Raw genomic sequence first — 26431 nt, 5'->3', positions numbered from 1 at the left:
TACTAATTACCCAGCCAGTAGGCCCCTCGCTACCCCGCTACCCAGCGAAACGTGAGGTTGAGGCGCGGACCGGCCGGGCGGGCCGTTTTGGGCAGGGCGTGCTGCCAGTGTTGCTGCGTGAGGCCGCGCATCAGCAGCAGGCTGCCGTTGGGTAGGTCGAGGCCGATAGGCGCCAGCCCGGCCCGGGAGCCGATGGGCCGCAGGCGGAAGCGGCGGGTAGCGCCCAGGCTCAGCGAGGCAATAATTGGGGCCGTACCAAGCTCGGGCTCGTCATCGGCGTGCCAGCCCATGCTGTCGCGGCCGTCGCGGTAGTAGTTCAGGAGCACGCTGTTGAAACGGGCCCCGGTACTGGCTTCCAGACGCTGGCACAGGTCGCGCAACGGCGGCGTCCAGGGGCGGGGCTCCCAGGTGAGGCCCGAATAGGTATAGCGCGCGGCGGGGTCGCCGTGCCAGGCGGTGAGGCGCGGCTGCGGCAGCTCCCGCCCAAACATGCGGATGGCGCGCTGCTCCCACGCGACGTCGGCTATAAAGTGGGCAAGCAGGGCATTGGCCTCCGCCGCCGGTAGAAAATCGGGGTCAAAAAGCAAGTCGGCCTGCGGGAGGGGAATGGATAGTAGTGGCATGGGAAGCAAGGTAGCGGGATGGGTGTTTTGGCGCAGCGCCGGGCTGTTAACGAGAGAATGCGGTAACAACGCAAACGGCCCTGCCGTTGGCCGGCTTCGCCAATAAGGTCCTGCGAGAAGTACTTTTGGGGCGCTACCGGGCCAGTGGGCCCACCCGTAGTACCGCTTTCCTCTATGCTTCTATCACGTCTGCGGGATTTCCTGCGTGGCTACGTTTCGGCCAATCCGCGGGGCTTCTACGTCCGCGCCTATTTTGTGGTGCTGCTACTGCTGGGACTGGGCCTCTACCAGGACTACGGCGTGTCCTGGGACGAGCCGGTGGACCGCCTGAACGGCATGGTGAGCGCCAAGTACGTGGCCAGTCTCGTGGCGCCTGACTTGGTGAGCGAGCACGGCCTGTTTGGCGATACGCCGGACATACACGGCTACCTCGAAAACGACCACGGCGTGTTTTTTGAGATGCCCCTGGCGTTGCTCGACCAGAGCCTGCAGCTGGAAGATTCGCGCACGTACTTCCTGCTGCGCCATTTTGCGGTGTTTCTGGTGTTCACGCTGGGTGTCTGGGCGCTGTATAATCTGGGCCGAATCCGATTTAGCAGCTGGCGTTGGGGATTAATAGTGAGCGCCTTGCTGGTGCTGTCGCCCCGGTTTTTCGCCGAGGCATTTTACAACGGCAAAGACATTGTGTTTCTCGCGTTCTTCACGCTGGGCGCCTACACGCTGGTGCGGCTGCTGCAACGGCCGTCGTTGGGCCGCGCGGCCGTGCACGGGCTGGCCACCGCCGCTGCGGTAGACGTCCGCATTCTCGGCGTGCTGCTTGTGGCCATGACGCTGGGCATGCTCCTGCTGGAAGCCGTTTTTGGTAGCCCTGCCCCGCGGGAGCGCGGGCGGCTGGCCTTGGCCGTGCCGGTTTTTCTGGTGGTGGCCGTGCTGGGCATCGTGGCGGGCTGGCCGTACCTGTGGGAGGCCCCGGTAGAGAATTTCCTCACCGCCTTCGACAACATGAAGAAATTCCGCTGGATTGGGGAAGTCGTGTACCTGGGGCGGCGCGTGGGCACCCTGGAGCTGCCCTGGCACTACGCCCCGGTCTGGATTATCGTCACCACGCCGGTGGCCTACACGGTGGGGTTTGTGTTGGGCGTACTTGGAATGCTGTATGCCCTGGTACGCCGCAACCTAGCGTACCTGCGCACCTTCGAGGGCCGCCTGGACGTCCTTTTTCTGGGCTGGTTCAGCCTGCCGATTATCATGATTATTGTCCTGGAATCGGTGATTTACGACGGCTGGCGGCACCTGTACTTTGTGTATCCGGCCATGCTGCTGCTGGCCGGGCGCGGGGCGGTGGCACTGTGGCGGGCCAGCCGGCAGCACCGCTGGGGGCGCCCGGTGGCGCTGGGCCTCGCGCTGGGGGCGGGCGGCGAAATGGCCTACACCGTGGCCCGCATGGTGCAGGCGCACCCGCAGCAGCAGGTGTATTTCTCATTTCTGGCGCCCTCGCAGGCCGAGCAGCTGTTTGAGCGCGACTACTGGGGCCTGAGCTACCGGCAGGGTCTGGAGTGGATTCTGCAGCACGACGACGCCCCCGTACTCAACGTGACGGCCCAGAACGGCGGCCTCATCGAAAACAACCTCGCCATTATGAAGCCCGAAGACCGGGCGCGGTTTCGGGTGGGCGGCCCCGGCAAAGAACAGTACTTCCTCGGGGCCTACCGCACCCATCCCGAGCCCTACCCCGACAGCCTGGGCAAGGAGGTGTACACGGTGAGGCCGTACGGTATCAAGGCGTTATCAGTGCTCTACCGCTGGTAAGCAGAAGTGTTTTAGGAAAAAAAAGGAACGTCATGCTGAGCGGAGCCGAAGCATTTCTACCGCAATAGTGAATCCAGTCATTAGGATTACTTACTAGGTAGAGATGCTTCGACTCCGCTCAGCATGACGTTCTTTTCTTTCTTCTGAATACGTCTGTGTCTATTGCTTCGGCATGATGTCCTTCATCTGCTCGCGCACTGCCTTGTTATCCATCAGGTAGGGGGTGAGCTTTTGAACGCCCCATAACACGGCCATGCATATCAGTACCGGTATCAGTACGCTGCGGCTGCGGAAGGCAGTGGTGCCCAGGTAGCGCGGCCAGAACCACAGCACATAGGCCAGTGCCGCCGATAAGTTGAATATCAGTACTCCCCAAATTGGGCTTAGTCCAATGGTGGTGGCCCATGCCACGGCCAGCGAGCCCAGGTAAGCGTAAGCAACGCTGAAAATTATCAGCCCCCAAATGGCTTGCTTGCGGCCCACCCGGTAGAGGTTCAGCGACATCAGCACGCCCCCAATCACCACCGAAAACATGGAGAACAGCACAATGGCGGCCGGCGAATACAGCGCGGGGCCAGCGGCGGCGGCGGCTTCGGGGTCGGCGGCGAGGGCTGCTTGCTGCTGCTCGGCTTCGGCAGCTTCTTCCACTTGGCGCTGAGTGGTAGCGGCTACTTCCAGGCCGGGGCGCAGGGTGGCTTCTTCGGGCGCGGGCTGGCCGCGGCGGCGCAGCTCGTCGAGGGCGGCCAGCACGGCGGCCTCCCGGTATTGGGCATGGCCGGTCACGTACTCGCGCAGGGCCGCGTCGGTCTTGAGCAGCATCTTAGCGGCGTAATCTTCCATGGAAAAACGAGGGGTGTAGAATGGGCAAAGAGGAACAGGACGGGGGCTGGTACACTGGGAATGCCGAGCGCTTCATTCCCTGCGGGCCCGCTCTTACTTAAAGAAACGAGTCAGCGCATCGCCCACGCGCCGCACGTCCTCAAACGAATTATAAAGCGGTACGGGGGCCAGGCGAATGACGTTGGGCTCGCGCCAATCGCCGATGATGCCTTCCTGGGCCAGGAAGTCGAACAGTTCGCGGCCCCGCTGGTGCACCAGCAGCGACAGCTGCGCGCCGCGCTGGGCGGGGTCAGAAGGAGTGATTATTTCGAGCTGGGAGCTGGGCAGCCCCACGGCCCGAATCAGGTGTTCGAGGTAGGCCGTGAGCTGCTCGCTCTTGCGGCGCAGTACGGGCATGCCCCCGGCCCGCTCCACAATGGCGAGGCTGGCGCGGTGCAGGGCCAGGGGAAAAACCTGGCTGCAGGAGAGCTGCCAGCCCGCCGCTCCGGGCATGGGCCGGAAGCCTTTTTTCATCTGGAAGCGCACGGCGGGGTCGTGGCCCCACCAGCCGGCCAGGCGCAACAAATCGGGCCGCTGGGCAAACCGCTCGTGAATGAACACACCCGACGTGCCGCCGGGACCGGAATTGAGGTACTTGTAGGTGCACCAGCAGGCAAAGTCCACGTCCCAGTCGTGCAGCTGCAGCTCCAGGTTGCCGGCCGCGTGGGCCAGGTCGAAGCCCACGTAGGCGCCCACGGCGTGGCCCGCCCGCGTAATAGCGGCCATGTCGTAGGCCTGGCCGGTGTAGTAGTTCACGCCCCCGATGAGGACGGTGGCCAGTGAGTCCCCCAGCTCCTGAATTTTGGCTTCGATGTCGGCCGTGCGCAGGGTGTGCTCACCGGAGCGCGGCATTAGCTCCACAATCACATCGGCCGGGTCGAGGCCGTGCAGGTGGGCCTGGCTCTCAATGGCGTATTGGTCGGAGGGGAAAGCCCCGCCTTCCATCAAAATCCTATAGCGCGTGGCCGTAGGGCGGTAAAACGACACCAGCAGCAGGTGCAGGTTCACGGTCAGGCTGTTCATCACCACCACCTCCAGCGGGCGAGCGCCCACTAGCCGGGCCGTGGCGTCGGTCAGGGTTTCGTGGTAGTGCATCCAGGGCGATTCGCCGTGAAAGTGACCTTCCACGCCCCGCTGCTCCCAAGCCACAAACTCCTGCTCAACAGCGGCGCGGGCGGCCTTGGGCAGCAGGCCCAGGGAGTTGCCACACAGGTAAACGCTCGGGCGGCCGTCGGGGCCCGGAGGGAAGTGAAACTCCTGGCGAAAAGCGGCCAGCGGGTCGGCTGCGTCAAGCTCGGCGGCAGTGGGGGAAGCAGAAACATCAATCATAGGATACAAATATCGGCGTTGGGGCGCGGGCGCGGCATTCGCGGGCCGGAAAGATTCGGGCCAGGGCCGGCTAGCGCCCGGTGAGGAGAGCAGCGGGGCTAGTGAATTTTTCCTGCGCCAGGCCCAGCCAGTCCAGCGCGTTCTGGCCCAGCATCCGGGCTTTGATGTCGGCTGTGAACGGCATTGACTTTATCAGCTGGCCGGGTTCCAGCTCGCCCAACGGAAAGGGATAATCGCTGCCCAGGGTGATTTTATCGGCTCCCAGGGTCTTCACCAGGTAGTCCAGCATGAGCGGGTCGTGCACGAGGGAATCAACCCAAAACTTGCCCAAATAGTTGCGCGGATTGTGGGGGTTGTCCACGGCGCAGAGGTCGGGCCGCACTTGCCAGCCGTGCTCAATGCGCCCAATGGTGCTGGCAAACGAGCCGCCGCCGTGGGCTACGGCCACGCGCAGCCTGGGCAGCCGCTCCAGCACTCCGCCAAATATCAGCGAACAGAGTGCCAGGGTGCTTTCGGCGGGCATGCCCACCAGCCAGGGCAGCCAGTATTTGGGCATTTTCTGCTGGGCCATCATGTCCCAGGGGTGCACAAACACACAGGCGCCCAGCTCCTGGGCCGCCGCAAATACTTCGAACAGCTCCGGCGCGTCCAGGTTCCAGTCGTTGACGTGCGAGCCAATCTGCACGCCGGCCAGGCCGATTTTCATGCAGCGCTCCAGCTCGCGAATGGCCAGGGCGGGCGCCTGCATGGGCAGCGTGCCCAGGCCCACGTAGCGGGTGGGATAGCGGGCCACCACGCCGGCAATGTGGTCGTTGAGGAGCTGGCTCAGGTCGAGGCAGTCGGCGGGCCGGGCCCAGTAGCTGAACATCACCGGCACCGTGCTGAGCACCTGCACCTGCACCCCAAACTGGTCGTACTCGCGCAAGCGCACGGCGGGGTCCCAGCAGTTGTCCTGCACTTCGCGGAAGAACTTGTCGTCCTGCATCATGCGGGCGCAGCACGGCTTGTGGTGGTCCAGCCGGATGAACCCACCGTAGCCGTACCGCTCGGCTAAATCGGGCCAGCGCTCGGGCAGAATGTGGGTATGAATGTCGATGGAAAGCACGAAGCGAGTGGTTAGCGGTTAGTGGTAAACGGTTAGGGGGCAGTGCCGGGTGGTCGTTTCGGTCCGTCAGGCACTCACCGCTAATCACTCACCGCTAACCACTGGCGCTGGCGGCGCCATCACAGTCCCGCACTTTTTGCAGGTGCGCAGGTCTTCGGAGGCCCAGAACTTGTTCATGATGGGCGGCAGCTGGGCCACGATGTCGGTGATGGTGGCGAACTCCTCGTGCAGCTTATGGCCGCAGTTTTCGCAGTACCACTGGAAGCCGTCCAACTCGCCCGCCTCGCGGTAGCGCTCCAGCACCAGGCCCACGGTGCCAGCCGGCCGGCGCGGCGAGTGCGGCACGTGGGGTGGCAGCAGGAACATTTCGCCGGGCCCGATGGTGATGTCGACCGGCTGGCCATCTTCAATGATTTTGACGGTCATCGTGCCCTCAATCTGCCAGAACAGCTCTTCGCCCGCGTCCACGTGGTAGTCTTTGCGGGCATTGGGGCCGCCCACCACCATTACAATAAAGTCTTTGTTGTCTTTGAACACCTGTTGGTTGCCCACCGGGGGCTTGAGTAGGTGGCGGTGCTCGTCAATCCACTTCTGGAAGTTAAAGGGGCGCGTTATCATGAGGAGGAGGGGTGGAAAGTGGTTGGAAATGCTAAGCTACTGCCGGGCACCCGGCCCGCGCGTGCTGTCGGCCCCGCCCTCGGCCCGCCGCGCAAAAAAGCGGCGGCTCGGTTCGGGCAGCGGCCGAATGCGCTGCAGGATGCGCAGTGGTGGTTGCTCCAGCAGCACACGCCAGTGGCCGTTGGTCTGGTATTCGTTCAGTTGCGCGTCCAGCCCGGGCAGGGTAAGCGGATAGGTTGATTTCGCGCGCAGGGCCACAATGTAGTCGGCATCAGCCACGTAGGGAAACTGGTAGATGTAGGGACGGGCCGCCAAATGGGACACCAGCGGCGTAGTGGCGCTCACGCGGGCCCCGGCCGGCACCAGGGCCAGCCCCTGGTGAACCGCACCCGCATTGAAGCCGCGCTGGTAATGCCGGCCCCGGAAGAATTGCGCCGCTGCTTTATTGAACCCCGGGGCCTTGCGCACCTGCATCGAAACGATGGTAGCAGCCAGGGCCAGCGTGGCCGCCCCGGTGGCCAGCCACTGCGCCCGGCGCGGGGCCGCTCCCGTGGCCAGCCAGTGGCTCAGGGCCGCGTGCAGCACGGGCACAAACTCCACCGAATACTGCGCGTTGATGCCCCAGTGCGAAATATTACCCGACAGCAGCTTCTGCCCATAAATGGGGGCCAACATGAACAGATACGTCGGCCGGCGCAGCAGCGCCAGCCCCCCCGACAGCAGCACCATGGCGTGCAGCTCGGCTTTCACCAGGCTACCATTGGGGTTTGGCAAGTGGTTTTTAAACAGCAGCTCCAGCACATAGCCCGGCCGCGTAAGCAGGGTTTGGATGGCCTCGCCGGTCGAGCGGCCCACGGCAATGTATTGCGTCTGGTAGAGGTAGGCATCGCCCGAGCCCAAGGCCGGAATGATGAGCTTGACTACCACCAGAAAATACACCGCCGCGCCCCCGGCCACCGCCAGCGCCCAGTAGCGCCGCGCCGGGGTGCGCCAGTGCAGCAGTGCCAGCCCCAGCGCAATGAATACCAGCCAGAGCGCCATGTTTTCCTTGCTGGCCGCTATCAGCCCGGCCACCACAGTAGCCCGGCCGCGCCGGTCGGCCTCCAGCCAGTACAGCAGCCAGGGCAGCAGCATGGCGGCCAGCACGTTGTCGTGGTAGTCGAAAGCCAGGGCCGAATAAATGCCCCAGGTGCTCAAGAACAGCACCAGCAGCCCAATGGCCGCGCCTGGCTGCCGGCCCTGGGTGCGCAGCAGGTGCAGGCGCCAGGCTCCGTAGCCACCGCCCAGCACCAGTCCAATCTGCACTACCACCAGCGTGTAAGAGCCAAACAGGTAGTACAGCGGGGCGTACAGCAGCTGCACCAGCGTGAAATGGTCGCCGAGCAGGTTGTTGTAGCGCATCACCGAATTGGTGTTAAGCCGCAGGTGCGCATAGTCCCACAGGGCCTGGTTGTAAATGCCCAGGTCGTAGGCGTAGGAGCGAAACAGGTAGTGGTTTACCAGCGCCAGCAGCCCGTAGGCCACGCCAAAGATGACCAGCACCAGGAGTGCCACGCGCCGGTTAGGTAGCTTTGCTTGCGATAATAACACTGAATGAATCGGTGAAATGAGCTGGAAATGGCTAGTCCGTGCCCGGCCGTACCACAAAGCAACGCTCCAAATCTTTTTGCCACGCCCCGCATGAGCCTTCCCTTCAGTTCTCTCCGCGCCCTGGTGGGCGGCTCCACGCAGGGCATAGGCCGGGCCGTGGCCGAAACCCTGGCCGCTCAGGGAGCCAGTGTCACGCTGCTGGCCCGCAACGAAGCGCGGCTGCGCGAAACCGCCGCCGCCCTGCCCACGCCCGGCGAAGCGCGCCACAACTACCTGGTGGCTGATTTCGACGACCCCAGCCAGCTCGAAACCGTGGTGCAGGCCTACCTGGCCGCGCACCCCGAAGGCTTCCACATCCTGGTGAACAACACCGGCGGCCCTCCCGGCGGCCCCCTGCTGGCGGCCCCGGTCGAGGCCCTGCGCATTGCCTTCAACCAGCACATTGTGTGCAACCACTTGCTGGCCCAGGCCGTGGTGCCGGGCATGCAGGCGGCCGGCTACGGGCGCATCGTCAACATCGTGAGCACCTCGGTGAAAGTGCCGCTACCGGGCCTGGGCGTGAGCAACACCATTCGCGGCGCGGTGGCCAGCTGGGCCAAAACCCTGGCCAACGAGCTAGGCCCGCACGGCATCACGGTGAACAACGTGCTGCCCGGCGCCACGCTCACCCAGCGCCACCACTCGCTGGTGGAGAAAAAAGTGACCCAAACCGGGCAAGCGGCCGAAGCCGTGGAAGCCGAGATGCTCAAGCTCATTCCCGCCCGCCGCTTTGGGCTGGCCGAGGAAGTGGCGGCCGCGGTAGCCTTTCTGGCCTCGCCGGCGGCTGGCTATATCAACGGCACCAGCGTGCCAGTGGACGGCGGCCGCACCGGAAGTTTGTAGCTGCTCTTGCGAGAGAACGTCATGCTGAGCTTGCCGAAGCATCTCTACCGAGTAAGTAATCAATTTTACTATTGCGGTAGAGATGCTTCGGCAAGCTCAGCATGACGTTCTTTTTATCATTCCAAGGCCCAAATTCTGTTACTTTTGCCCTACGCAAGCCCTTCCTGTTTTGGTAAAATTCGACACGCTGTCCATCGTCATCCCGGTCTACAACGAGGCCCGCACCATCCATCAGATTCTGGATTTGCTGCGCGAGCTGCGGCTGGTGAATAATATTGGCAAGGAGATAATTCTGGTCGACGACTGCTCGTCCGACGCCTCGGCCGACACCATCCGGGCCTACGCCGCGCGCTACCCCGAGCTGGGCCTGCGCCTGCTGAGCCACGCCGTGAACCAGGGCAAGGGCGCGGCCCTGCACACCGGCATCCGCGAAGCCACCGGCGACTACATCATCATCCAGGACGCCGACCTCGAATACGACCCCGAAGAGTATAACCTGCTCATCAAGCCCGTACTCAAGGGCTTTGCCGACGTAGTGTTCGGCTCGCGCTTCATGGGCGGTAACCCGCACCGCATCCTGTTCTTCTGGCACAGCATCGGCAACCAGGTGCTCACTTTCCTCTCCAATATGTGCACCGACCTGAACCTGACGGACATGGAAACGTGCTACAAGCTCTTCCGCCGCGACATTGTGCAGAGCCTGACCTTAGAGGAAAACCGCTTCGGCTTCGAGCCCGAGGTGACGGCCAAAGTGGCCCGCGTGCCCAACGTGCGTATCTACGAAGTGGGCATCAGCTACTACGGTCGCACCTACGCCGAAGGCAAGAAAATAGGCTGGCGCGACGGGTTTCGCGCCATCTACTGCATTATCAAGTACGGCCTGCTGGGGCTGTAAATTCCACAACGTCCGGCTGAGACTCAGAACGTCATGCTTCGGCTGCGCTCAGCATGACGTTCTTTTTGTTCACGTTGTTAAGCGCACCCTACCAACTCGTGCTGGGCTTCATCCATTCAGCCTGCACGTCGTCGATGTAGCAGCCGGAGGCGTTTTCGCTGAGCACGTAAATTTTGAGGATGTCGGTGAGGCGGGCTTCGGCGGGAATGGGAGCGTCGAAGTGCACCAGGTTCCAGGAGCGGTTGAGGCTGAGGTTGTTTTGCAGGCGGATGGCGTTCCAGACCACGTTTTTACCGTCGCGCTCCACGCTCATCACCAGCTTGTTGCCCCAGGCGCCATAGTCCGAATACACCCGGCAAGAGGCCCGCACGTACTGGCCGGGTGTGAGGCCGGCATCGGCCAGCTTGATGGTGAGGGCGGGGCCGTAGGCGTGTTGGGCATCGGCCCGGAACGACTGGCGGCTGTAGTAGCCCATGTCGGCCGAAATGCCGGTGGCCGCGTCCGGAGGTTGATTCTCAAAATCCAGCTTGCCGATGACCTGCGGGCGGTAGAAACGCTCCGCTTTGGGCAACCGGGTCTTCACGTCGAGCAGGGCGAAATCGGCCTGCGTGGGCATGGTGTTGTTGAACACGGCAAAGTAGTAGCGGTTGTTCATCTCCTCTGGGTGGATGATGGAGCGCATGTACTGCCAGTGCTGGAACAGGTTCAAATCGACCAGCAGCACGGCCGCCACCACGGCGGCCGCCTTCAGCGCCGGGCGCCGGGCGGGTGCCAGCAGCCACGCTACCGCGGCGGCCCAGGGCAGGGCCAGCACCGCGTAGCTCTGCACCAGCGCCCGCTGCCCAATGCTGCCGCCGTACCACCAGATGTCCCAGGCCGACACCACCCACAGGTTGAGCACCACAAAGGCCAGCACCGGCACCGCTACCGCCCGGTGGGTGCGCCACAGCACCACCAGGCCCGCCAGCGGCAGCAGCAGCAGCGGCGAGTAAATGAGCCACCCCTTCTTGAAACTGAACAGTACCTGCCAAACGTGCGGCTTCAGGAAGCTAAAGTGCTGGTCGCCGTAGCTGTAGAAAATGAAGTGGCCCGTGGCCCAGTGCCAGTACAGTACCTGCGGCAGCACGCCCAGCACGCCGCCCAGCACTAGCAGCGGCACATCGGCCCAGCGGGTGCGTAGCAGTGCCAGCTTCGCGCGCGCCGCCGCTACCGAGCCCACGCCCCACAGCAGCGGCACCACGGCCGCCACCGCTTCAGAAGGCCGAATGAGCACCAAGATGCCTACCGTGAGGCCAATGGCAAACGCGCCGCCCCGCGTGGGCCGCTCGTGCCACCGGATGGTGAGCCAGAGCAGCAGCGCGTACCCCGTGAACAGGTAGTTGTGGGCCATGGCCGCGTCAAATACCGCGTACTGGAAGTAGTTGGAGCCCAGCACCAGCAGCACCAGCACCAGCGTGGTCACTACGTCGGAGAAGTAGCGCAGCAGCACCCGGCGCAGCAGCCCCAGGCCCAGCAGCGCAAACAGTAGCCCGCCGAAGGCAATGGCAATCTGGTAGGGCGGCGAAAACCCGTCCTGTGGATAATCGAGCCACGCAGCGGCCCAATGGCCCAGGAGGAAAAAGGGCGTCCAGAGCAGGGCCAGGCCGCAGGTGTACTTGGTCACGAGCTGCCCCTCGGGCCCACCCGGCACCTGAAACGCCTGGTAAAACGAGCTGCTGGGGTTGTACTCGCGCATGATGTCATTGGCGAAGCCCATGTGGCCCAGGTCGTGGTAAATGAACTGTGCCGGCAGGTAGATGTAGTACCCCATGGCATCCCAGGTAAGGATGGCCTGCACGTTGTGCGTGTCCCAATACGGCGCCCACAGCCGCGCCTGCACCATCAGCAGAAACAGGATGAGGATAGCCAGCAGCGAGTACGGATGGGAAAAACGGGGCTTCATGGAATGAGGATAGGGTATCCGCGAGGAATGATAACGCTGTTAGGCCGTTGTGCTGAGCGCGGCCATGCCACCTCACCCCCTGACCCCCTCTTCAAAAAAGAGGGGGCACCGGTTCGTGAGGAAGAATCCATCGCCAAGCTCATCAGGAGCATGACCGGTGCCCCCTCTTTTTTGGAGAGGGGGTCAGGGGGTGAGGTGGCATGGTAGAGATGCTTCGGCAAGCTCAGCATGACGTTCTCTACGTTCTTTTTGGGCTGATACCGGAACTGTTATCCGCTGCCCCGCCCCTGTCATCATCACCACAAACACCGAAATGAACAAGCCCAGCGACGTGAGGTAGGGGTAGGGAATCTGAATGAAGGCGTAAAACGTGGCCAGGTAAAACTTCAGGGCGATGAGCGCGAACAGGCGGTAGTCGAAGCGCAGGCGCAGGCGGTGGTAGAGGCCCGCGGCCAGCAGCACGGCGCCCAGCGAGAGCAGCACGTGCGCCTTCTGGAGCAGGCCGATGCGGGCGGCGATGTCGGCGGGGCCGTAGGTGTAGAACCAGGATGCCAGGCCCACGCCCGCAAAAAGCTGGGGCGGGTGGCCGTCAAGGCCGTCGGTGCGGCTCCATTCACCCAGCGTGGCAATGCGGTACTCGCTCAGGGCGTGGGTGAAAATCGTCCAGTCTTTGCTCAGAAACGGTACCACGTAAATGCCCACTATGCCCGCCAGCACCAGCGCCGCCACCGCAATGGCGTGCCGCCGTCCGGCCTCGCGCCACAACACCCACAGGTAAAACGGCACCCAGAACACCACCGAATACCGCGAGAGCAAACACAGCACCAGGCCAAGAGCCTGAAGCAGCGCCGAACGGCTCAGCACGCTGGCCGCCAGTACGCAGTAGTACGCAATAATGGTGGGTTCCACGGGATGGGCATACAGCTCGCCGTCCCGGGTGATGAGGCGGTAGAGCACGTAGGAAGGCAGCGCCACTTTCAGAGCGAAGCCCAGCCAGGAGAGCGGCTGCCGGGCCAGCGTGAATTGGTATGCCCCAAACCCCAGCAGCAGCAGAATGCCCATGGCCCACCACCGGTAGTCGATGCCCAGCTCATCGGCGGGCACGTAGGGTAGCCATTGCATAGGCAAGTGGTTGGGAAACAGCGGGTAGGGCAGGGTGGTGAGGTAGCGGTACACTACCTCGCCGCTGCGAAACCGCGCCACGTACGCCTGCAGAATCGGAATAATATCCGACGAACGCACGTCGATGGCACGAGAGGCAATCACCGGCGCCTGCGCGTACAGCACCTGCACCGCCCCCAGCACCAGCCCCACCCACACCAGCGGGAAGCGCCGGTTGGCTTGCAGCGGGTCGGGCGGGGCCACGGGCCGGTCGAGCCAATACAGCCCCGCAAACACGCACAGCAGCAGCGACGAAGCGTAGAACAGCACCGGGTTCCACAGCGGCCCGTAGTGCAGCCGCAGGTCCGTAAACAGCCGCAGCTCCACCCAAAAGCTCAGGTAGACGCCGGCCTGCCACAGCCAGGCACGCTGGAACCAGCTGGTCGGAGCCGCAGTAGGGAGGAAGCGCATCGGCAGGGGAGGTTGTAAGGGGAGGGAAAGGTTGAACGGCATGAATCAAATCGAACGTCATGCTGAGCGCAGCCGAAGCATCTCTACCGCAATAGTAAAATTGATTACTTCCACGGTAGAGATGCTTCGGCTGCGCTCAGCATGACGTTCGGGTGTATTCGATTTCAAGTTCCAGCGGCTTCGGCGCAGCCGCTTATTCAAGGGCTTTCACCTTCAAATCGTCGAGGTACACTGGTAGGCTGCTGGCGTTGCGCCACAGAAAAATGCGCAGGTGCGCCTCGTCGGGCAGGCCGGCCGGAAAGGCGAATTCCTGGCGCACGCGGGTCCACTTTGCGCCTTCCTTCACCTGGTCGGCCAGCTTGATGCTGCCAGCAAAAGCCTGGCGGTTTTCGGTGCCGGGCAGCTGCACCTGCACTTCCAGCGAGGCGGCGGCCTGCGGCGTGGGCAGGTACACCCAGGCCTCCACAGCCACGCCCTTGAGGGGGTGCACGCTGGCCTGGTTAAGGGGCATGTCGAAGGTGAGGCCGTACTCGCGCTCGGCGTTCACGAAGGTGGCATACTGCCCGGAGTGGGCGTGGTCGCGGGTGAGGGAATTGGCATCAACGCCCCAGCCGCGCAGGGCCTCAAAGTCGTTGGCGGTCACGTAGTCGCCCACCCAGCGGCCGGCCTCATTCGAGGAGCAGGCGGCCAGCAGCGAGGTCCCGGCCACCGCCGCCAGCCGCCGCAGCCTAGTCGTTGACACTGATGGTGATGTCGTCGGCATACACGTTTTCGTTGGTCGCCGTGCGCCACAAGTAGCACTTCAGCTGGTTCGTGGACTGTACCGAGTCGGGCATGGTAAACGTCTGCGATACTTTCTGCCAAGTGTTGTACTTGGTCACGGCCTTGGTCAGGTCGATACCGCCGTAGAACACGGAGGTGCCCTGCTCCGGCGAGCGGGTGACCGACAGCGCCAGGGTGGCAGCCTGCTGGTTGTTGGGCATCCACACCCACGCCGAAAGGGTAATGGATTTGGTTTTGGCCGTGCTCATGTTGCCAAGCGTGTTCACGTAGGTGTAGCCGTACTCGTTCTGGGGGCCCACCTTCACCGAGTACTTGCCGGAGTGTGCCTTCTCGCTGGTCACGCTCACGTCGGCGTTGCCGCCCCAGCCCAGCACGGCTTCAAAGTCGTTGCGGGTCACTAGGTTGCCTTTCACATTGTCGTCCTTGCCCGCGCAGGAGGCCAGGAGCAGGCAGGTTCCGGCCAGCAGGCCAAAGGAGCTGAGAAGATGTTTCCCCATTAGGTAAGTAGTTGAGAATCGCGAATAGATAAGAACAAAACTAGTCTATTCGTCGGGTTGGTGAACCGGCGCCACGCCCGACGATAGTGCCCGGGGTAGCGGCGCGCACTCCTGAATTGAGCCGTAGTTTTGAAAGCGGTAAAAACCGCCGCCGAGCGGCGGTGTGCTTCCATGACCAATCTGACTTCTTCCGGGTGCTTCACCCGTTGCCTTCTGCCTGCATGAATTTGACCTTCCGCAACGCCCACTGGTGGGGCATGGGTGGCGTGGCCCTGGCGGCCACCATCCTGCTCGTCGTGCTGTTCGGCCCCGTGCTGGCCCACCCCAACAACTACTTCTTTAAGGCGGGCGGCGATGCGCTGCAGAGCTACTACGCCACCGCGTTCTACACCCTGCACGACTCCGGCAACCGCTTCACGGGCATGAACTACCCGTTTGGGGAGCATTTCAACTACCCCAACCTGCAGCCGCTCATCGCCGCGGTCATGGCGCTGCTGGAGCGGCTGGGGCTGCCCGTGGGGCGCTACACCGTGGGCATTACCAACATGCTGGCCCTGTCCTCGCTGGTGGTCACGCCGGTGGTGATGTACGCCATTCTGCGCCGCACCCGGCTGCCGGTGCTCTACGCTGGGGTGCTGGCCCTGCTCATTGGATTCATGGCTCCGCAGGTGCTTCGGCTCGACGGCCACGTGTCCTTGAGCTATGCCTGCTTCGTGCCCATGCTCTGGTACTGCATCATCCGCATCCAGGAGACGCCACGCGCGTGGCGCTGGTACGTGTTGTTTGGCCTGTGCAGCATCCTGACTGGCGCCGTGATGCTGTATTTCCTGGCCTGCGGCTGTTTCTTTCTGCTGGGGCACGTGCTGGTGCTGGCCTGGCAGCAGCCGCGCATGCGGCCCTGGCTGGGGCGCATGCTGCTGGCGGCGCTGCTGCCGCTGCTGCTGTTCCGGGGCTATATATGGGCCACCGACCACGTCGCCGACCGGCCGCCGAACCCCTACGGCCTCACCGTGTACCTGTCCACGCTGCGCACCGTGTTTACGCCTGTGCTGGGGCCGCTGCACGACTGGTGGCGCGCCACCTGGCCCAGCGATGACTACAACGACGAAGGTTTTTCCTACATCGGGCTCGTAGCCACGGCCACGCTGCTGGCGTCGGTGGTGCTGGGTGTGGTGGCGGTGGTGCGGCGGCGCCAATGGCAGCGGCTGTGGCGGCCGGCCCTGCCGCTGCACTTGCGCACTGGGCTGTGGGCGGCCACGCTGCTGCTGGTGCTGGCTTTTGGCATTCCTTTTAAATGGGAGTGGTTTTCGTGGGTCACCGACCATTCCGGGCCGGTGAAGCAGTTTCGCTCGCTGGGGCGTTTTGCCTGGCCGTTTTATTACGTGGCCACCACCTACGCGGCCTATGCCCTGTACCGGTGGTGGCGCTACCTGCGCCGCCGCGGTCGGCCCCAGCTGGCCTGGCTGGGCGCGCCCTTGCTGCTGTTGTGGGCCACCGAGGCCTGGCTACAGGTTTCCACCAAAGCCGACCAGGTGATGATGGGCACCGGCGCCCACGACTTCCTCGACCCCAGCACCAGCGTGCTGGCCCGCCTCACCTGGGCCAACCGCAGCGTGTCCGAATTTCAGGCCATCATGCCACTGCCTTATTACAACATGGGTACCGACAAGTTCGACCTCAGCGGCAGCAGCAATTCCATTTATCAGGCCGACAAAGCGTCGGCTATCAGCGGCTTGCCGCTACTGGCCACTTACGTGTCGCGCGCCTCGGTGGGCCAGGCCATGCAGCACATCCAGCTGCTGAGCAGCCCCCTAGTGCCCAAGGAGCTGTTGGCTCATTTTCCTAACAACAAGCCCCTGCTGCTGCTTGTCACGCCCGACTACCTCACCGAGGCCGAGCAGCGCCTCGTGGGCCTGGCCAGGCTAATCGTGCAGGCGCCCGAAGCCGCGCTCTACGAGCTGCCCATTGCCGCCCTGGCCGCCACCGCCCTGGCCCAGGAGCGTGCCACTGCCGCGGCCCTGCTGCCCATGCTGCCGGTGCGCGCGGGTGGGCTCCAGGCCACTACTTCCGCCGGCGTGTTGGTCGAATCCTTCGATAAAGCAGCCGACCGTCGTGGGCGCCTGAGCCCCGGTGCCTGGTACCAAGCCAAGGACGGGTTCTCCACGCTCTACGATGGGCCCGTGCCCGCGCCGGCTGATACCGGCCGCTACGAGGCCTCGGTCTGGATAAATGGCAAGTCCGACTATGGCTACGGCAACATGCGCGTCAAGCTCTACGACGCCAAAGGTCAGGTGGGCGAGTCGGTAGTGGACGGCCGCAAGACCACAGAAGTACTGAATGGGTGGGTGCGCGTAGTGGTGCCCTTCCGGCTGCTGCCCGGCGTGACGCGTCTGGAAGTGCTTTATGAAACCCGCGACCTGCTGGCCGACGACCTGCTGATTCGCCCCGTGAACACCGACGTGTATTACTACGTGGGCGAAGGCAAGCAGCGCCGACTGGTGAAAAACACCTATTCGCTGACTCCTTGATAATCAATGTTTCTGAATAATGCATGGCCGGACTGAAATGGCTGGTTTCTCCACATTTTAAGGTGGGATTAAGAAAGCAGGTGGTAATCCAAATTGTGTACTTTTGCCCGGCATGGACTTAACTTATGAAGCCAAATACCACCAGCTGGAAGAGCAGCACTGGTGGTTTGCCAGCCGCCGCGACGCGGTGTACGACCTGGTCAAGAGCTTGAACCTGTCCGCTTCCGCCGCCATACTGGAAATTGGCTGTTCCGGCGGCCCCCTGATGCAGCGCTTACGTACCGCGGGCTACACCGATATCACGGGCATCGACGTGAGCGAGCCCGCCATTGAGCTGGCTCAAGCTCGCGGCGTGCCCCATGTTTCGGTAATGGACGGCGCGGCTTTGGAATTCGGCGATGCCCGGTTCGACCTGGTTATTGCCTCCGATGTGCTCGAGCACATCGGCGACGAAGGCAAGGCCTTGCGCGAGTGGGCGCGGGTGCTCAAGCCGGGCGGCCAGCTGCTGGTATTTGTGCCCGCCCACGCCTACCTCTGGAGCGAGCACGACGTGGTGAACCACCACTTCCGCCGCTATTCCCGTCACGGGCTGGTTGCGGCCCTCACCCAAGCCGGCTTGCGCGCCCAGCGCAGCTCGTTCTGGAATGCGGCCATGTATTTCCCTACCGCCGCTCTGCGGCTGGGGCGTCGGCTCCTGGCCGGCCCGGCCTCATCCGAGCCCAAGGCCGGGGCTACCGGCGACCTGCATCATTTTGCCGGCCCCGCCAACACCCTGTTGCTGCTGTGGGTGAAAGCCGAAAACCGCTTGTTGCGTTACTTCAACCTGCCTTTGGGTGTAAGTGTGTTTGCGTTGGCTCAGAAGCCGGCCTGATGCCTTTCCTCCGGGCCTGACCCCCTACTAGCCCGCGTGGAGCTGTCCGTCATCATCCCCATTTACAACGAAGAAGCCAACATTGGCGAGCTCTACCAACGCCTGCTGGCGGTGCTGGAGCCCATGGCCCTGCCCGGGGGCTTCGAGTTGGTTTTCGTCAACGACGGCTCGCGCGACCAGTCGCTGCCGTTGTTGCTGAACCTGGCTGCCCGCGACGAACGGGTGCGCTACATTGACTTCAGCCGCAATTTCGGCCACCAAATCGCCGTGACGGCGGGGCTGGACCGGGCCGCGGGCGAGGTTGTGGTTATCATCGACGCCGACCTGCAGGACCCGCCCGAGCTCATCCCGCAACTGTACCAGAAAATGCGCGAGGGGTACGAAGTAGTGTACGCCAAACGGCGTTCCCGCCAGGGCGACAGCGTGGCCAAAAAAATTACCGCCCGCCTGTTTTACCGCGTGCTGGCCAGCATCACCCACATTTCCATTCCCGTCGATACCGGCGATTTCCGCATCATTTCGCGCAAAGTAGTCGAAGGGCTGCGGCTCATGCCCGAGCAGAATAAATTCATCAGGGGCCAGATTTCGTGGATTGGCTATCGCCAAACGTTCGTAGAGTACGACCGGGCGGAGCGGGCTGGCGGCGAAACCGGCTACACTTACCGCAAAATGATACGCTTGGCGCTGGACGGCATTACCGCTTTTTCGGATGTGCCACTCAAAGCCGCCACCATTGGCGGATTCGTGGTGTCAGGCGTTGCTTTTTTGGTGGGCATTTATACGCTGTATTCGCGCTTCGTGACCCATGACTACCAGCCGGGTTGGCCGTCGCTGATGGTAAGCATACTGTTTTTGGGCGGGGTGCAGCTTATCTCGGTGGGCATCATCGGCGAGTACATGGCCCGGCTCTCGGCCAATGTGCGCCAACGGCCGCTTTACCTGATTTCGGATACCAACATTCCCGCTATTCCTGCGCCGGGCCGGTAGGGGAGTAGCAGCGGCACGGGAGTAGTAGTTTTGCCACTACCCCTCAGCACTATGCTTCAGCTTCAGAACTACATCAACGGCCAGCTGGTGGCGTCCCTGTCGGGTCGCTACCTCGACAACATCGAGCCCGCCACCGGCCAGGTTTACGGCCAGATTCCCGACTCCGGCCCCGCCGATGTAGCCGCTGCCGTGCGCGCCGCCGAAGCCGCCCTGCCCGCCTGGCGCGCCCGTTCCGCCGAGGAGCGGGGCCGCATCCTGGTGTGTATTGCTGACCTGATTGATGCCAACCTGGAACGCCTGGCCCAGGCCGAGAGCCGCGACAACGGCAAGCCCATCGCCCTGGCCCGCGTGATGGACATTCCGCGCGCCGCCTCTAATTTCCACTTCTTCGGCACGGCCGCTGAGCACTTTGCCACCGAAGCGCACGTGCAGGAAGGTGTGGCCCTCAACTACACCGTGCGCCACCCCATTGGCGTGGTGGGCTGCATTTCGCCCTGGAACCTGCCGCTCTACCTCTTCACCTGGAAAATTGCGCCTGCCCTGGCCGTGGGTTGCTGCGTGGTGGCCAAGCCGTCGGAAATCACGCCCGCCACCGCCTTTTTGCTGGGCGAGCTGTGCCAGGAAGCCGGGCTGCCCGCAGGTGTGCTCAACATCGTGCACGGCACCGGGCCGGGTTGCGGGCAGGCCATTGTGGAACACCCCGGCATCAAGGCCATTAGCTTCACGGGCGGCACGGCCACGGGGCGGCACCTGGCCCGCACCGCCGCGCCCCTGTTCAAAAAGCTCAGCCTGGAGCTGGGCGGCAAAAACCCCAACCTCGTTTTTGCCGACTGCGACCTGGCCGCCGCCGTGGCCACCAGCATCCGCAGCAGCTTTGCCAACCAGGGCCAGATTTGCCTGTGCGGCTCCCGCATCTTCATCGAGCGGCCGATTTACGAAGCCTTCAAAACCGAGTTTCTCCGGCAGCTGGAAGCCCAAAAAGTGGGCGACCCACTGGAGGCCGACACCAGGCAGGGCGCGCTGGTTAGCGAAGCGCATTTGCACAAAGTGCTCGAGTATATAAAGCTGGCGCACGAAGAAGGCGGCCGGCTGCTGGCAGGCGGTTACCGGGTAGCGGTGCCCGGCCGGTGCGCCAACGGCTATTTCCTGGAGCCCACCGTGTTTGAAAACCTGCCCCACGACTGCCGCACCAACCAGGAAGAAATATTCGGCCCGGTGGTCACCCTCACGCCCTTCGACACCGACCAGGAAGCCATAAGCTGGGCCAATAGCACCGACTACGGCCTATCCGCCACCATCTGGACCACTAACCTGAACCGGGCCCACCGCGTGGCTCAGGCCCTGCACAGCGGCATTGTGTGGGTGAACACCTGGCTGCACCGCGACCTGCGCACGCCCTTCGGCGGCATGAAAAACTCCGGCGTGGGCCGCGAAGGAGGGTTAGAAGCCCTGCGGTTTTTCACCGAAGCGCAGAACGTATGCATAAAGTTTTGACTACAAATTAACTCCTGCGTACACCTCGGCTAGCGGCACTTGGGCGCCCACGCTGCTTAGGTCCAGCACGGCAGCGAGGTCGCGGGTTTCCATAAATAGCCAGTAGCCGTTGGGTTGCCGGGTGTACAGTTCTGCCAATTGGGTTTGTGAGTCCCGCATCAGGTACTGCTGCAGGCTGGGAATCTGGCGGTAGAGCATGAACTTTTCGCTGCGGTCCTTATCGGCGGTCGATTCGGACAGTACTTCTACCAAAAGCGTGGGATTGAGCAGCGTTTCGGGTTTGCGGGTTTCGTTGAAGCTGGGCGGGCCGCACACCACGGTCACATCGGGGTACACGTAGGCGCTGCCGTTTAGAATCTGCAGGCGCTGGTCGCTGCCCACTACGGCGCAACTCTTACCGCGGAGCTGGCCGCCAAGTTCTACGGTCAGGTTGGCGCAAATGCGGTTGTGAGCGTAGCTGGCCCCGACCATGGCCCGGACTTCGCCATAGTAGTATTCGTGCTTCTCTACGGCTTCGCATTCCAGGCGCAGGTAGTCATCGGGCGAAACGAGGAGGTGGGCTTCGGTTTGGCTGGCTGACTGGCTCATAATACGACGGAACTAAGCGGTTTACCCAAAAATACAACCCCAACCCCGCTCGCTGCCGTACCTTTGCGGGCTAAACCACCCGCTTGCCCCGAATGCCTCATTCCGCTGCTGATTACTACGCCCATCCCACCGCCATCCTCGACGAGGGCTGTCAGATAGGCCAGGGCAGCCGCATTTGGCATTTCAGCCACGTCTGTGCCGGCGCCGATTTGGGCGAGCAGTGCAACCTGGGCCAGAACGTGTTCGTGGCCGACGGCGTGACCCTGGGCCGCAACGTGAAGGTGCAAAACAACGTGAGCCTCTATGGCGGCGTAATCTGCGAAGACGACGTGTTTTTGGGCCCTTCGGTGGTGTTTACCAACATCAAAAACCCGCGTAGCGCCGTGCCTCGCAAGGACGCCGGGCAATACCAGACCACGTACCTGGAGCAGGGCGTGACGGTAGGCGCCAACGCCACCATCGTATGCGGCGTCCGGCTGGGGCGCTACGCCTTTGTGGGCGCGGGCAGCGTGGTCACGCACGACGTTCCGGCGTATGCCCTCGTATACGGCACGCCCGCCCGCCCGCAAGGCTGGATGAGTGCCCACGGCCACCGCCTCGAGTTCGACACCAACCGACGGGCTACCTGCCCCGAAAGCGGCGAACACTACGAGTTGAGCGCCACCGGCCAGACGGTACGCCCCGTAGCGCCAGCAGCACCCAAGCGGCCCCGGGCAAACTCATAATTCATAACTCATAATTCATAACTCAGCTAGTGTACGACCAACTATTGCGCAAAGAGGCCACCCTGGCCGTCATCGGCCTCGGCTACGTGGGCTTGCCCATCGCCCTCGAATTCGCGAAGCAATTAAAAGTTATTGGCTTCGATATCAATGCTGGTCGCGTGGCCCAGATGAAGCAGGGCATCGACCCCAGCGGCGAGCTCGAAAAGAAGGATTTTGAAGGCTGCGACATCACCTTCACCGATTCGCTGGAGGTGTTGCGCCAGGCCCAGTTTTACATCGTAGCTGTGCCCACTCCCATTGATGAGCACGCGCAGCCCGACCTCAAGCCCCTGCTCGGCGCTTCCGGCTCGGTGGGCAAGGTGCTGAAAAAGGGCGACTACGTGGTGTTTGAAAGCACCGTGTACCCCGGCTGCACCGAGGAAGACTGCATCCCGGTGATGGAGCGCCTCTCGGGCCTGAAGTTTCCCGTCGATTTCAAAGTGGGCTATTCGCCCGAGCGCATTAACCCCGGCGACAAGGAGCACACCCTGCGCCGCATCGTGAAGGTGGTGTCCGGCAACGACGAAGAGGCCCTGGATACCGTGGCCAAAGTGTACGAGCTGGTGGTGGACGCCGGCGTGCACCGCGCCAGCAGCATCCGCGTGGCCGAAGCCGCCAAAATCATTGAAAACACCCAGCGCGACGTCAACATCGCGCTGATGAACGAGCTGTCGATGATTTTCGACCGCATGAACATCAACACCTACGAGGTGCTGGAAGCCGCCGGCACCAAGTGGAATTTCCTGAAATTCTCGCCCGGTCTGGTGGGCGGGCACTGCATCGGCGTGGACCCTTACTACCTGACCTACAAGGCCAAAGAGTTGGGCTATGACGCGAAGGTGATTCTGAGCGGCCGCACCACCAACGACAACATGGGTGCCTACATCGCCCGCAAGACGGTGCAGATGATGATTAAGAAAGGCAAGGACGTGGCCAAAAGCCGCGTGCTGGTGATGGGCGCTACGTTCAAGGAAAACGTAGAGGACATCCGCAATTCCAAAGTGGCCGACGTCATCCAGGAGCTGAAGAATTTCTCGGTCAACGTGGACATCGTGGACCCCCACGCCAGCTCCGACGAGCTGCACCACGAATACGGCTTTCGCCTGACCCACAACGACGACGTGCGTACCGACTACGATGCCGTGATTGTGGCCGTGAGCCACGCCCCATATGCTGCCAAAGACGAGGCCTACTTCAAGTCCATCACCTCCGACAACGCCGTACTCGTGGACATAAAAGGCCTATACCGCGGTAAAATGAAAGAGCTGCAATACTGGAGCTTGTAATTATTTAGTCCTTAGCGAACAATATGAAAATTCTTGTGACGGGTGGCGCGGGCTACATCGGTTCGCATGCTGTGGTTGAGCTGCACCAAGCTGGTTTCCAGCCGATTATTGTAGACAATTTCAGCAATTCCGAAGAATCGGTTTTGGCGGGTATTGAGGGCATTTTGGGCACTGCAGTGCCCACGCATCGTATCGACTGCGCCGATGAGGCTGCTCTGCGCCAGGTATTTGCGGCAGAGCCGGACATTGTGGGGGTCATTCATTTCGCCGCCTTCAAGGCCGTGGGCGAGTCAGTGGCCAAGCCGCTGGCTTACTTCCAAAACAACGTGGGTTCACTGTTGACGCTGTTGAAGGTGATGCCCGAATTTGGCGTTGAAAACCTGGTGTTTTCCTCGTCCTGCACCGTGTATGGCATTCCCGATGCCTTGCCCGTGACGGAAGCCACGCCCACCAAGCCGGCCTCCTCGCCCTACGGCCGCACCAAGCAGATGTGTGAAGAAATTGTGCACGACGTGTCGGCAGCGCCGGACAACAAGCTCCGCACCATTTTGCTGCGCTACTTTAATCCCATTGGTGCGCACGCATCGGCCCGCATTGGCGAACTGCCCTTGGGCGTGCCCAATAACCTGGTGCCATACATCACCCAAACCGCGGCCGGCATTCGTGAGAAACTGACTATCAACGGCAGCGACTACGACACGCCGGACGGCACCAACGTGCGCGATTACATTCACGTGGTGGACCTGGCTAAAGCCCACGTAGTGGCAGTGCAGCGCCTGTTGGACCGCAAAGCCACCGACACCGTCGAAACCTTTAACGTGGGCACCGGCCACGGCAATTCGGTACTGGAGGTGGTGCAGGCTTTCGAGCAAGCCAGCGGTCAGAAGCTGAACTACAGCATCGGCCCGCGCCGGCCCGGCGACGTGCCCGCCATCTACGCCGATGCCACTAAGGCTGCGGAAGTTCTGGGTTTCAAAACGGAAACGTCGCTGCTCGACTCGCTGGCCAGCTCCTGGAAGTGGCAGCAAACGTTGGCCGATAAAAAATAATCAGACCGTCATGCTGAGCCTGTCGAAGCATCTCTACTGTGTATGTAATCAATTTTAGTATTGCGGTAGAGATGCTTCGGCAAGCTCAGCATGACAAACCATTCAAACCTATGAAAATTCTCATTACCGGTGGCGCCGGCTTCATTGGCTCCCACGTAGTTCGGCTGTTCGTTAATAAGTACCCGAACTACCAGATTCTCAACCTTGACGCGCTGACGTACGCCGGTAATCTGGAGAACCTGCGCGACATTGAAAACGCAGACAACTACCGCTTCATCAAGGGCGATATTTCGGACCAGTCGTTCGTCGACCAGTTGTTTGCTAACGAGGAGCCCGATGCCGTGATTCACCTCGCGGCCGAGTCGCACGTGGACCGCAGCATAACCGACCCCATGGCTTTTGTGAAAACGAACGTCATCGGCACCGTGAACCTGCTGCATGCGGCCCGCAACCTATGGCAGCCCGGCGGCTACGACGGCCACGTATTTTACCACGTGAGCACCGATGAGGTGTATGGTTCGTTGGACTTCGGTCCTGAAATGTTTACTGAGGAGACTTCCTACGACCCCCGCTCGCCGTACTCGGCCTCCAAGGCCAGCTCCGACCACTTTGTGCGGGCCTGGCACCACACCTACGGCCTGCCCATCAAGCTCAGCAACTGCTCGAACAACTACGGGCCCAACCACTTCCCCGAGAAGTTGATTCCGTTGGCTATTCACCGCCTGCGCACCGGCCAGCCGGTGCCCGTGTATGGCAAAGGCGAAAACGTGCGCGACTGGCTTTTCGTGAAAGACCACGCCACAGCAATTGACGCAGTGTTCCACAATGGCAAAGCCGGCGAAACCTACAACATTGGCGGCGTAAACGAGTGGCAGAACCTCAAGCTAATTGAGCTGCTCTGCGACGTAGTGGACGAGAAAACCGGTCAGGCGCAGGGCACCTCGCGCAAGCTCATCAAGTTTGTGACTGACCGCGCCGGCCACGACATGCGCTACGCCATCGACAGCAGCAAAATCATGAACGAGCTGGGCTGGAAGCCCAGCGTAACCTTCGAGCAAGGCCTGGCCCAAACCGTGGATTGGTACCTCGAAAACGAGGAGTGGCTAAACCACGTAACCAGCGGCTCTTACCAGGACTACAACAAGCAGCAATACGCGGGGCGCTAGCGCCTCAGTTAAAAGTTGAGAGTTAAGAGTTGCACGACAGTAGCTCCAGCCCTTGAAAATCAACTCTTAACTCTCAACTTATAACTCTTAACTAAACGAAGTGTACGAAAATCCTTTTCACGAGCAGCCGCTCGACAAATTAACGTTTCTCGTCACGGGCGGCGCGGGCTTCATTGGCTCCAACCTGGTGGAGTACCTGCTGAAGTACGGCGTGAAAAAGGTGCGCACGCTGGACGACTACTCCAACGGCTTCCGCAAAAACCTGGCGCTCTTCGCCGATAATCCGGCCCTGGAAATTATGGATGGGGACATCCGCGACGCGGCCGTTTGTGCCGCCGCTTGCGCGGGGGTAGATGTGGTGCTGCACGAGGCGGCGTTGGGCTCTGTGCCGCGCTCCATCAACGACCCCGTGCTGAGCAACGACGTGAACGTGGGCGGCTTCGTGCAGATGCTGACGGCCGCTAAAAACGCGGGCGTGAAGCGCTTTGTGTACGCGGCCTCCAGTTCGACCTACGGCGACCACCCCGGCCTGCCCAAGGTGGAAGACCGCATCGGCAAGCCGCTCTCGCCCTACGCGGTTACGAAATACGCCAACGAACTATATGCTGATGTGTTTTCCCGCACTTACGGCATGGAAATCATCGGCCTGCGGTATTTCAACATCTTCGGCCCGCGCCAGGACCCGGGCGGCGCTTACGCGGCGGTGATTCCGCTCTTTATCGACGCCATTCTGCAAAACCAGGCGCCCACGCTCAACGGCGACGGCGGCCAGACCCGCGACTTCACCTTCGTGGAGAACTGCGTGGAAGCCAACATCCGCGCCGCCCTGGTAACGAACCCGGAGGCGCTGGGCCAGGTCTACAACATCGCCGTGGGCGACCGCACCTCGCTGGTGCAGATGTACGACATCCTGCGCGAGGAAGCCGGCTCGGACCTGGCGCCCACGTTCGGCCCCGACCGGCCTGGCGACATTCGCGACTCGCTGGCCGATATATCCAAGGCTAACCGGCTACTCGGTTACCAGCCGCAAATCCGTATTCGCGAAGGCCTGAAGCAGACGCTGGCGTGGTTTAAGGCCAACCAGGAGTTCATTCAGGAGCGTAACTAGCGCGCAGAGTTTCGCTAAGTTTAAAAATCAAGTTCCGCAAAGGACAATAACCGCCGCGATAATCAA

The 26431-nt window shown here is 62.3% G+C and carries 23 protein-coding genes; 12 read left to right on the top strand and 11 right to left on the bottom strand.

Features of this window, described 5'->3' with window-relative positions; all coding sequences use genetic code 11:
• Nucleotides 1-29: 29 nt before the first annotated feature.
• Complete coding sequence (locus BEN48_RS02290) at nucleotides 30-623, bottom strand: alpha-ketoglutarate-dependent dioxygenase AlkB family protein (RefSeq protein WP_070732541.1); 594 nt, start codon at nucleotides 621-623, stop codon at nucleotides 30-32.
• Nucleotides 624-797: 174 nt separating this feature from the next.
• Between BEN48_RS02290 and BEN48_RS02285 the strand changes: the two genes are divergently transcribed.
• The gene (locus tag BEN48_RS02285; protein WP_070732539.1) at nucleotides 798-2432 is read left to right on the top strand and encodes a glycosyltransferase family 39 protein; all 1635 of its coding nucleotides are present in this window, start codon (nucleotides 798-800) and stop codon (nucleotides 2430-2432) included.
• Nucleotides 2433-2591: 159 nt separating this feature from the next.
• On the opposite strand, the gene BEN48_RS02280 is transcribed toward BEN48_RS02285, so the two are convergent.
• The 5 genes from BEN48_RS02280 to BEN48_RS02260 all read right to left on the bottom strand — a co-directional run bounded on the left by BEN48_RS02280 (nucleotide 2592) and on the right by BEN48_RS02260 (nucleotide 7917).
• The gene (locus BEN48_RS02280) at nucleotides 2592-3272 is read right to left on the bottom strand and encodes a hypothetical protein (protein WP_070732537.1); all 681 of its coding nucleotides are present in this window, start codon (nucleotides 3270-3272) and stop codon (nucleotides 2592-2594) included.
• A gap of 93 nt (nucleotides 3273-3365) precedes the next feature.
• Nucleotides 3366-4640, bottom strand: a complete 1275-nt coding sequence (kynU, locus tag BEN48_RS02275; RefSeq protein WP_070732535.1) for a kynureninase — start codon at nucleotides 4638-4640, stop codon at nucleotides 3366-3368.
• 70 nt (nucleotides 4641-4710) lie between these two features.
• Complete coding sequence (locus tag BEN48_RS02270) at nucleotides 4711-5745, bottom strand: amidohydrolase family protein (RefSeq protein ID WP_070732533.1); 1035 nt, start codon at nucleotides 5743-5745, stop codon at nucleotides 4711-4713.
• Between the two features lie 84 nt (nucleotides 5746-5829).
• Complete coding sequence (locus tag BEN48_RS02265; protein WP_070732531.1) at nucleotides 5830-6363, bottom strand: 3-hydroxyanthranilate 3,4-dioxygenase; 534 nt, start codon at nucleotides 6361-6363, stop codon at nucleotides 5830-5832.
• 36 nt (nucleotides 6364-6399) lie between these two features.
• Complete coding sequence (locus BEN48_RS02260) at nucleotides 6400-7917, bottom strand: DUF2079 domain-containing protein (RefSeq protein WP_070732530.1); 1518 nt, start codon at nucleotides 7915-7917, stop codon at nucleotides 6400-6402.
• Between the two features lie 126 nt (nucleotides 7918-8043).
• On the opposite strand from BEN48_RS02260, the gene BEN48_RS02255 reads away from it, so the two are divergent.
• Nucleotides 8044-8835, top strand: a complete 792-nt coding sequence (locus BEN48_RS02255; RefSeq protein ID WP_070732528.1) for an SDR family oxidoreductase — start codon at nucleotides 8044-8046, stop codon at nucleotides 8833-8835.
• Nucleotides 8836-9004: 169 nt separating this feature from the next.
• The gene (locus BEN48_RS02250; RefSeq protein ID WP_070732527.1) at nucleotides 9005-9730 is read left to right on the top strand and encodes a glycosyltransferase family 2 protein; all 726 of its coding nucleotides are present in this window, start codon (nucleotides 9005-9007) and stop codon (nucleotides 9728-9730) included.
• 88 nt (nucleotides 9731-9818) lie between these two features.
• Here BEN48_RS02250 and BEN48_RS02245 read toward each other — a convergent pair whose 3' ends face one another.
• The 4 genes from BEN48_RS02245 to BEN48_RS02230 form a co-directional block, all read right to left on the bottom strand.
• Nucleotides 9819-11672 carry a hypothetical protein gene (locus BEN48_RS02245; RefSeq protein WP_070732525.1) on the bottom strand — a complete coding sequence of 618 codons (1854 nt, stop codon included), beginning with the start codon at nucleotides 11670-11672 and terminating at the stop codon, nucleotides 9819-9821.
• 183 nt (nucleotides 11673-11855) lie between these two features.
• Nucleotides 11856-13244, bottom strand: a complete 1389-nt coding sequence (locus BEN48_RS02240) for a hypothetical protein (protein WP_070732523.1) — start codon at nucleotides 13242-13244, stop codon at nucleotides 11856-11858.
• Nucleotides 13245-13437: 193 nt separating this feature from the next.
• Nucleotides 13438-13986: a carbohydrate binding domain-containing protein gene (locus BEN48_RS02235; RefSeq protein WP_125932437.1), complete on the bottom strand. Its 549-nt coding sequence runs from the start codon at nucleotides 13984-13986 to the stop codon at nucleotides 13438-13440.
• The gene (locus BEN48_RS02230; RefSeq protein ID WP_070732519.1) at nucleotides 13973-14524 is read right to left on the bottom strand and encodes a carbohydrate binding domain-containing protein; all 552 of its coding nucleotides are present in this window, start codon (nucleotides 14522-14524) and stop codon (nucleotides 13973-13975) included. The genes BEN48_RS02235 and BEN48_RS02230 overlap by 14 nt, the downstream gene beginning before the upstream one ends.
• 221 nt (nucleotides 14525-14745) lie before the next feature.
• Between BEN48_RS02230 and BEN48_RS02225 the strand changes: the two genes are divergently transcribed.
• From BEN48_RS02225 to BEN48_RS02210, 4 genes are all read left to right on the top strand, one after another.
• Complete coding sequence (locus tag BEN48_RS02225) at nucleotides 14746-17052, top strand: hypothetical protein (RefSeq protein WP_070732517.1); 2307 nt, start codon at nucleotides 14746-14748, stop codon at nucleotides 17050-17052.
• 112 nt (nucleotides 17053-17164) lie between these two features.
• The gene (locus BEN48_RS02220; RefSeq protein WP_070732515.1) at nucleotides 17165-17923 is read left to right on the top strand and encodes a class I SAM-dependent methyltransferase; all 759 of its coding nucleotides are present in this window, start codon (nucleotides 17165-17167) and stop codon (nucleotides 17921-17923) included.
• 36 nt (nucleotides 17924-17959) lie between these two features.
• Nucleotides 17960-18910: a glycosyltransferase family 2 protein gene (locus tag BEN48_RS02215; RefSeq protein ID WP_070732514.1), complete on the top strand. Its 951-nt coding sequence runs from the start codon at nucleotides 17960-17962 to the stop codon at nucleotides 18908-18910.
• Nucleotides 18911-18961: 51 nt separating this feature from the next.
• Entirely contained in the window at nucleotides 18962-20404 is a 1443-nt protein-coding gene (locus tag BEN48_RS02210) for an aldehyde dehydrogenase (RefSeq protein ID WP_070732511.1), read from the top strand.
• Here BEN48_RS02210 and BEN48_RS02205 read toward each other — a convergent pair whose 3' ends face one another.
• Nucleotides 20405-20992: a Uma2 family endonuclease gene (locus tag BEN48_RS02205; RefSeq protein ID WP_070732509.1), complete on the bottom strand. Its 588-nt coding sequence runs from the start codon at nucleotides 20990-20992 to the stop codon at nucleotides 20405-20407. It abuts the gene before it with no gap.
• A gap of 92 nt (nucleotides 20993-21084) precedes the next feature.
• On the opposite strand from BEN48_RS02205, the gene BEN48_RS02200 reads away from it, so the two are divergent.
• The 5 genes from BEN48_RS02200 (at nucleotide 21085) to BEN48_RS02180 (ending at nucleotide 26365) form a co-directional block, all read left to right on the top strand.
• Nucleotides 21085-21717 (top strand): acyltransferase, encoded by a 633-nt coding sequence (locus tag BEN48_RS02200; RefSeq protein WP_070732507.1) that lies wholly within the window; start codon nucleotides 21085-21087, stop codon nucleotides 21715-21717.
• A 29-nt stretch (nucleotides 21718-21746) separates the two neighbouring features.
• Nucleotides 21747-23042, top strand: a complete 1296-nt coding sequence (locus BEN48_RS02195; RefSeq protein WP_070732505.1) for a nucleotide sugar dehydrogenase — start codon at nucleotides 21747-21749, stop codon at nucleotides 23040-23042.
• A gap of 23 nt (nucleotides 23043-23065) precedes the next feature.
• Nucleotides 23066-24091 carry a UDP-glucose 4-epimerase GalE gene (gene galE / locus BEN48_RS02190; RefSeq protein ID WP_070732503.1) on the top strand — a complete coding sequence of 342 codons (1026 nt, stop codon included), beginning with the start codon at nucleotides 23066-23068 and terminating at the stop codon, nucleotides 24089-24091.
• 110 nt (nucleotides 24092-24201) lie between these two features.
• Nucleotides 24202-25257 (top strand): dTDP-glucose 4,6-dehydratase, encoded by a 1056-nt coding sequence (gene rfbB, locus BEN48_RS02185; protein WP_070732501.1) that lies wholly within the window; start codon nucleotides 24202-24204, stop codon nucleotides 25255-25257.
• 100 nt (nucleotides 25258-25357) lie between these two features.
• Nucleotides 25358-26365 carry an SDR family oxidoreductase gene (locus tag BEN48_RS02180; RefSeq protein WP_070732499.1) on the top strand — a complete coding sequence of 336 codons (1008 nt, stop codon included), beginning with the start codon at nucleotides 25358-25360 and terminating at the stop codon, nucleotides 26363-26365.
• Nucleotides 26366-26431 lie beyond the last annotated feature (66 nt).

This window comes from Hymenobacter glacialis (genome assembly GCF_001816165.1).
In the GTDB taxonomy this organism is placed as follows: domain Bacteria; phylum Bacteroidota; class Bacteroidia; order Cytophagales; family Hymenobacteraceae; genus Hymenobacter; species Hymenobacter glacialis.
Note: the sequence above shows the minus strand (reverse complement) of the source record. Positions and strands in the feature narration are given on the sequence as shown.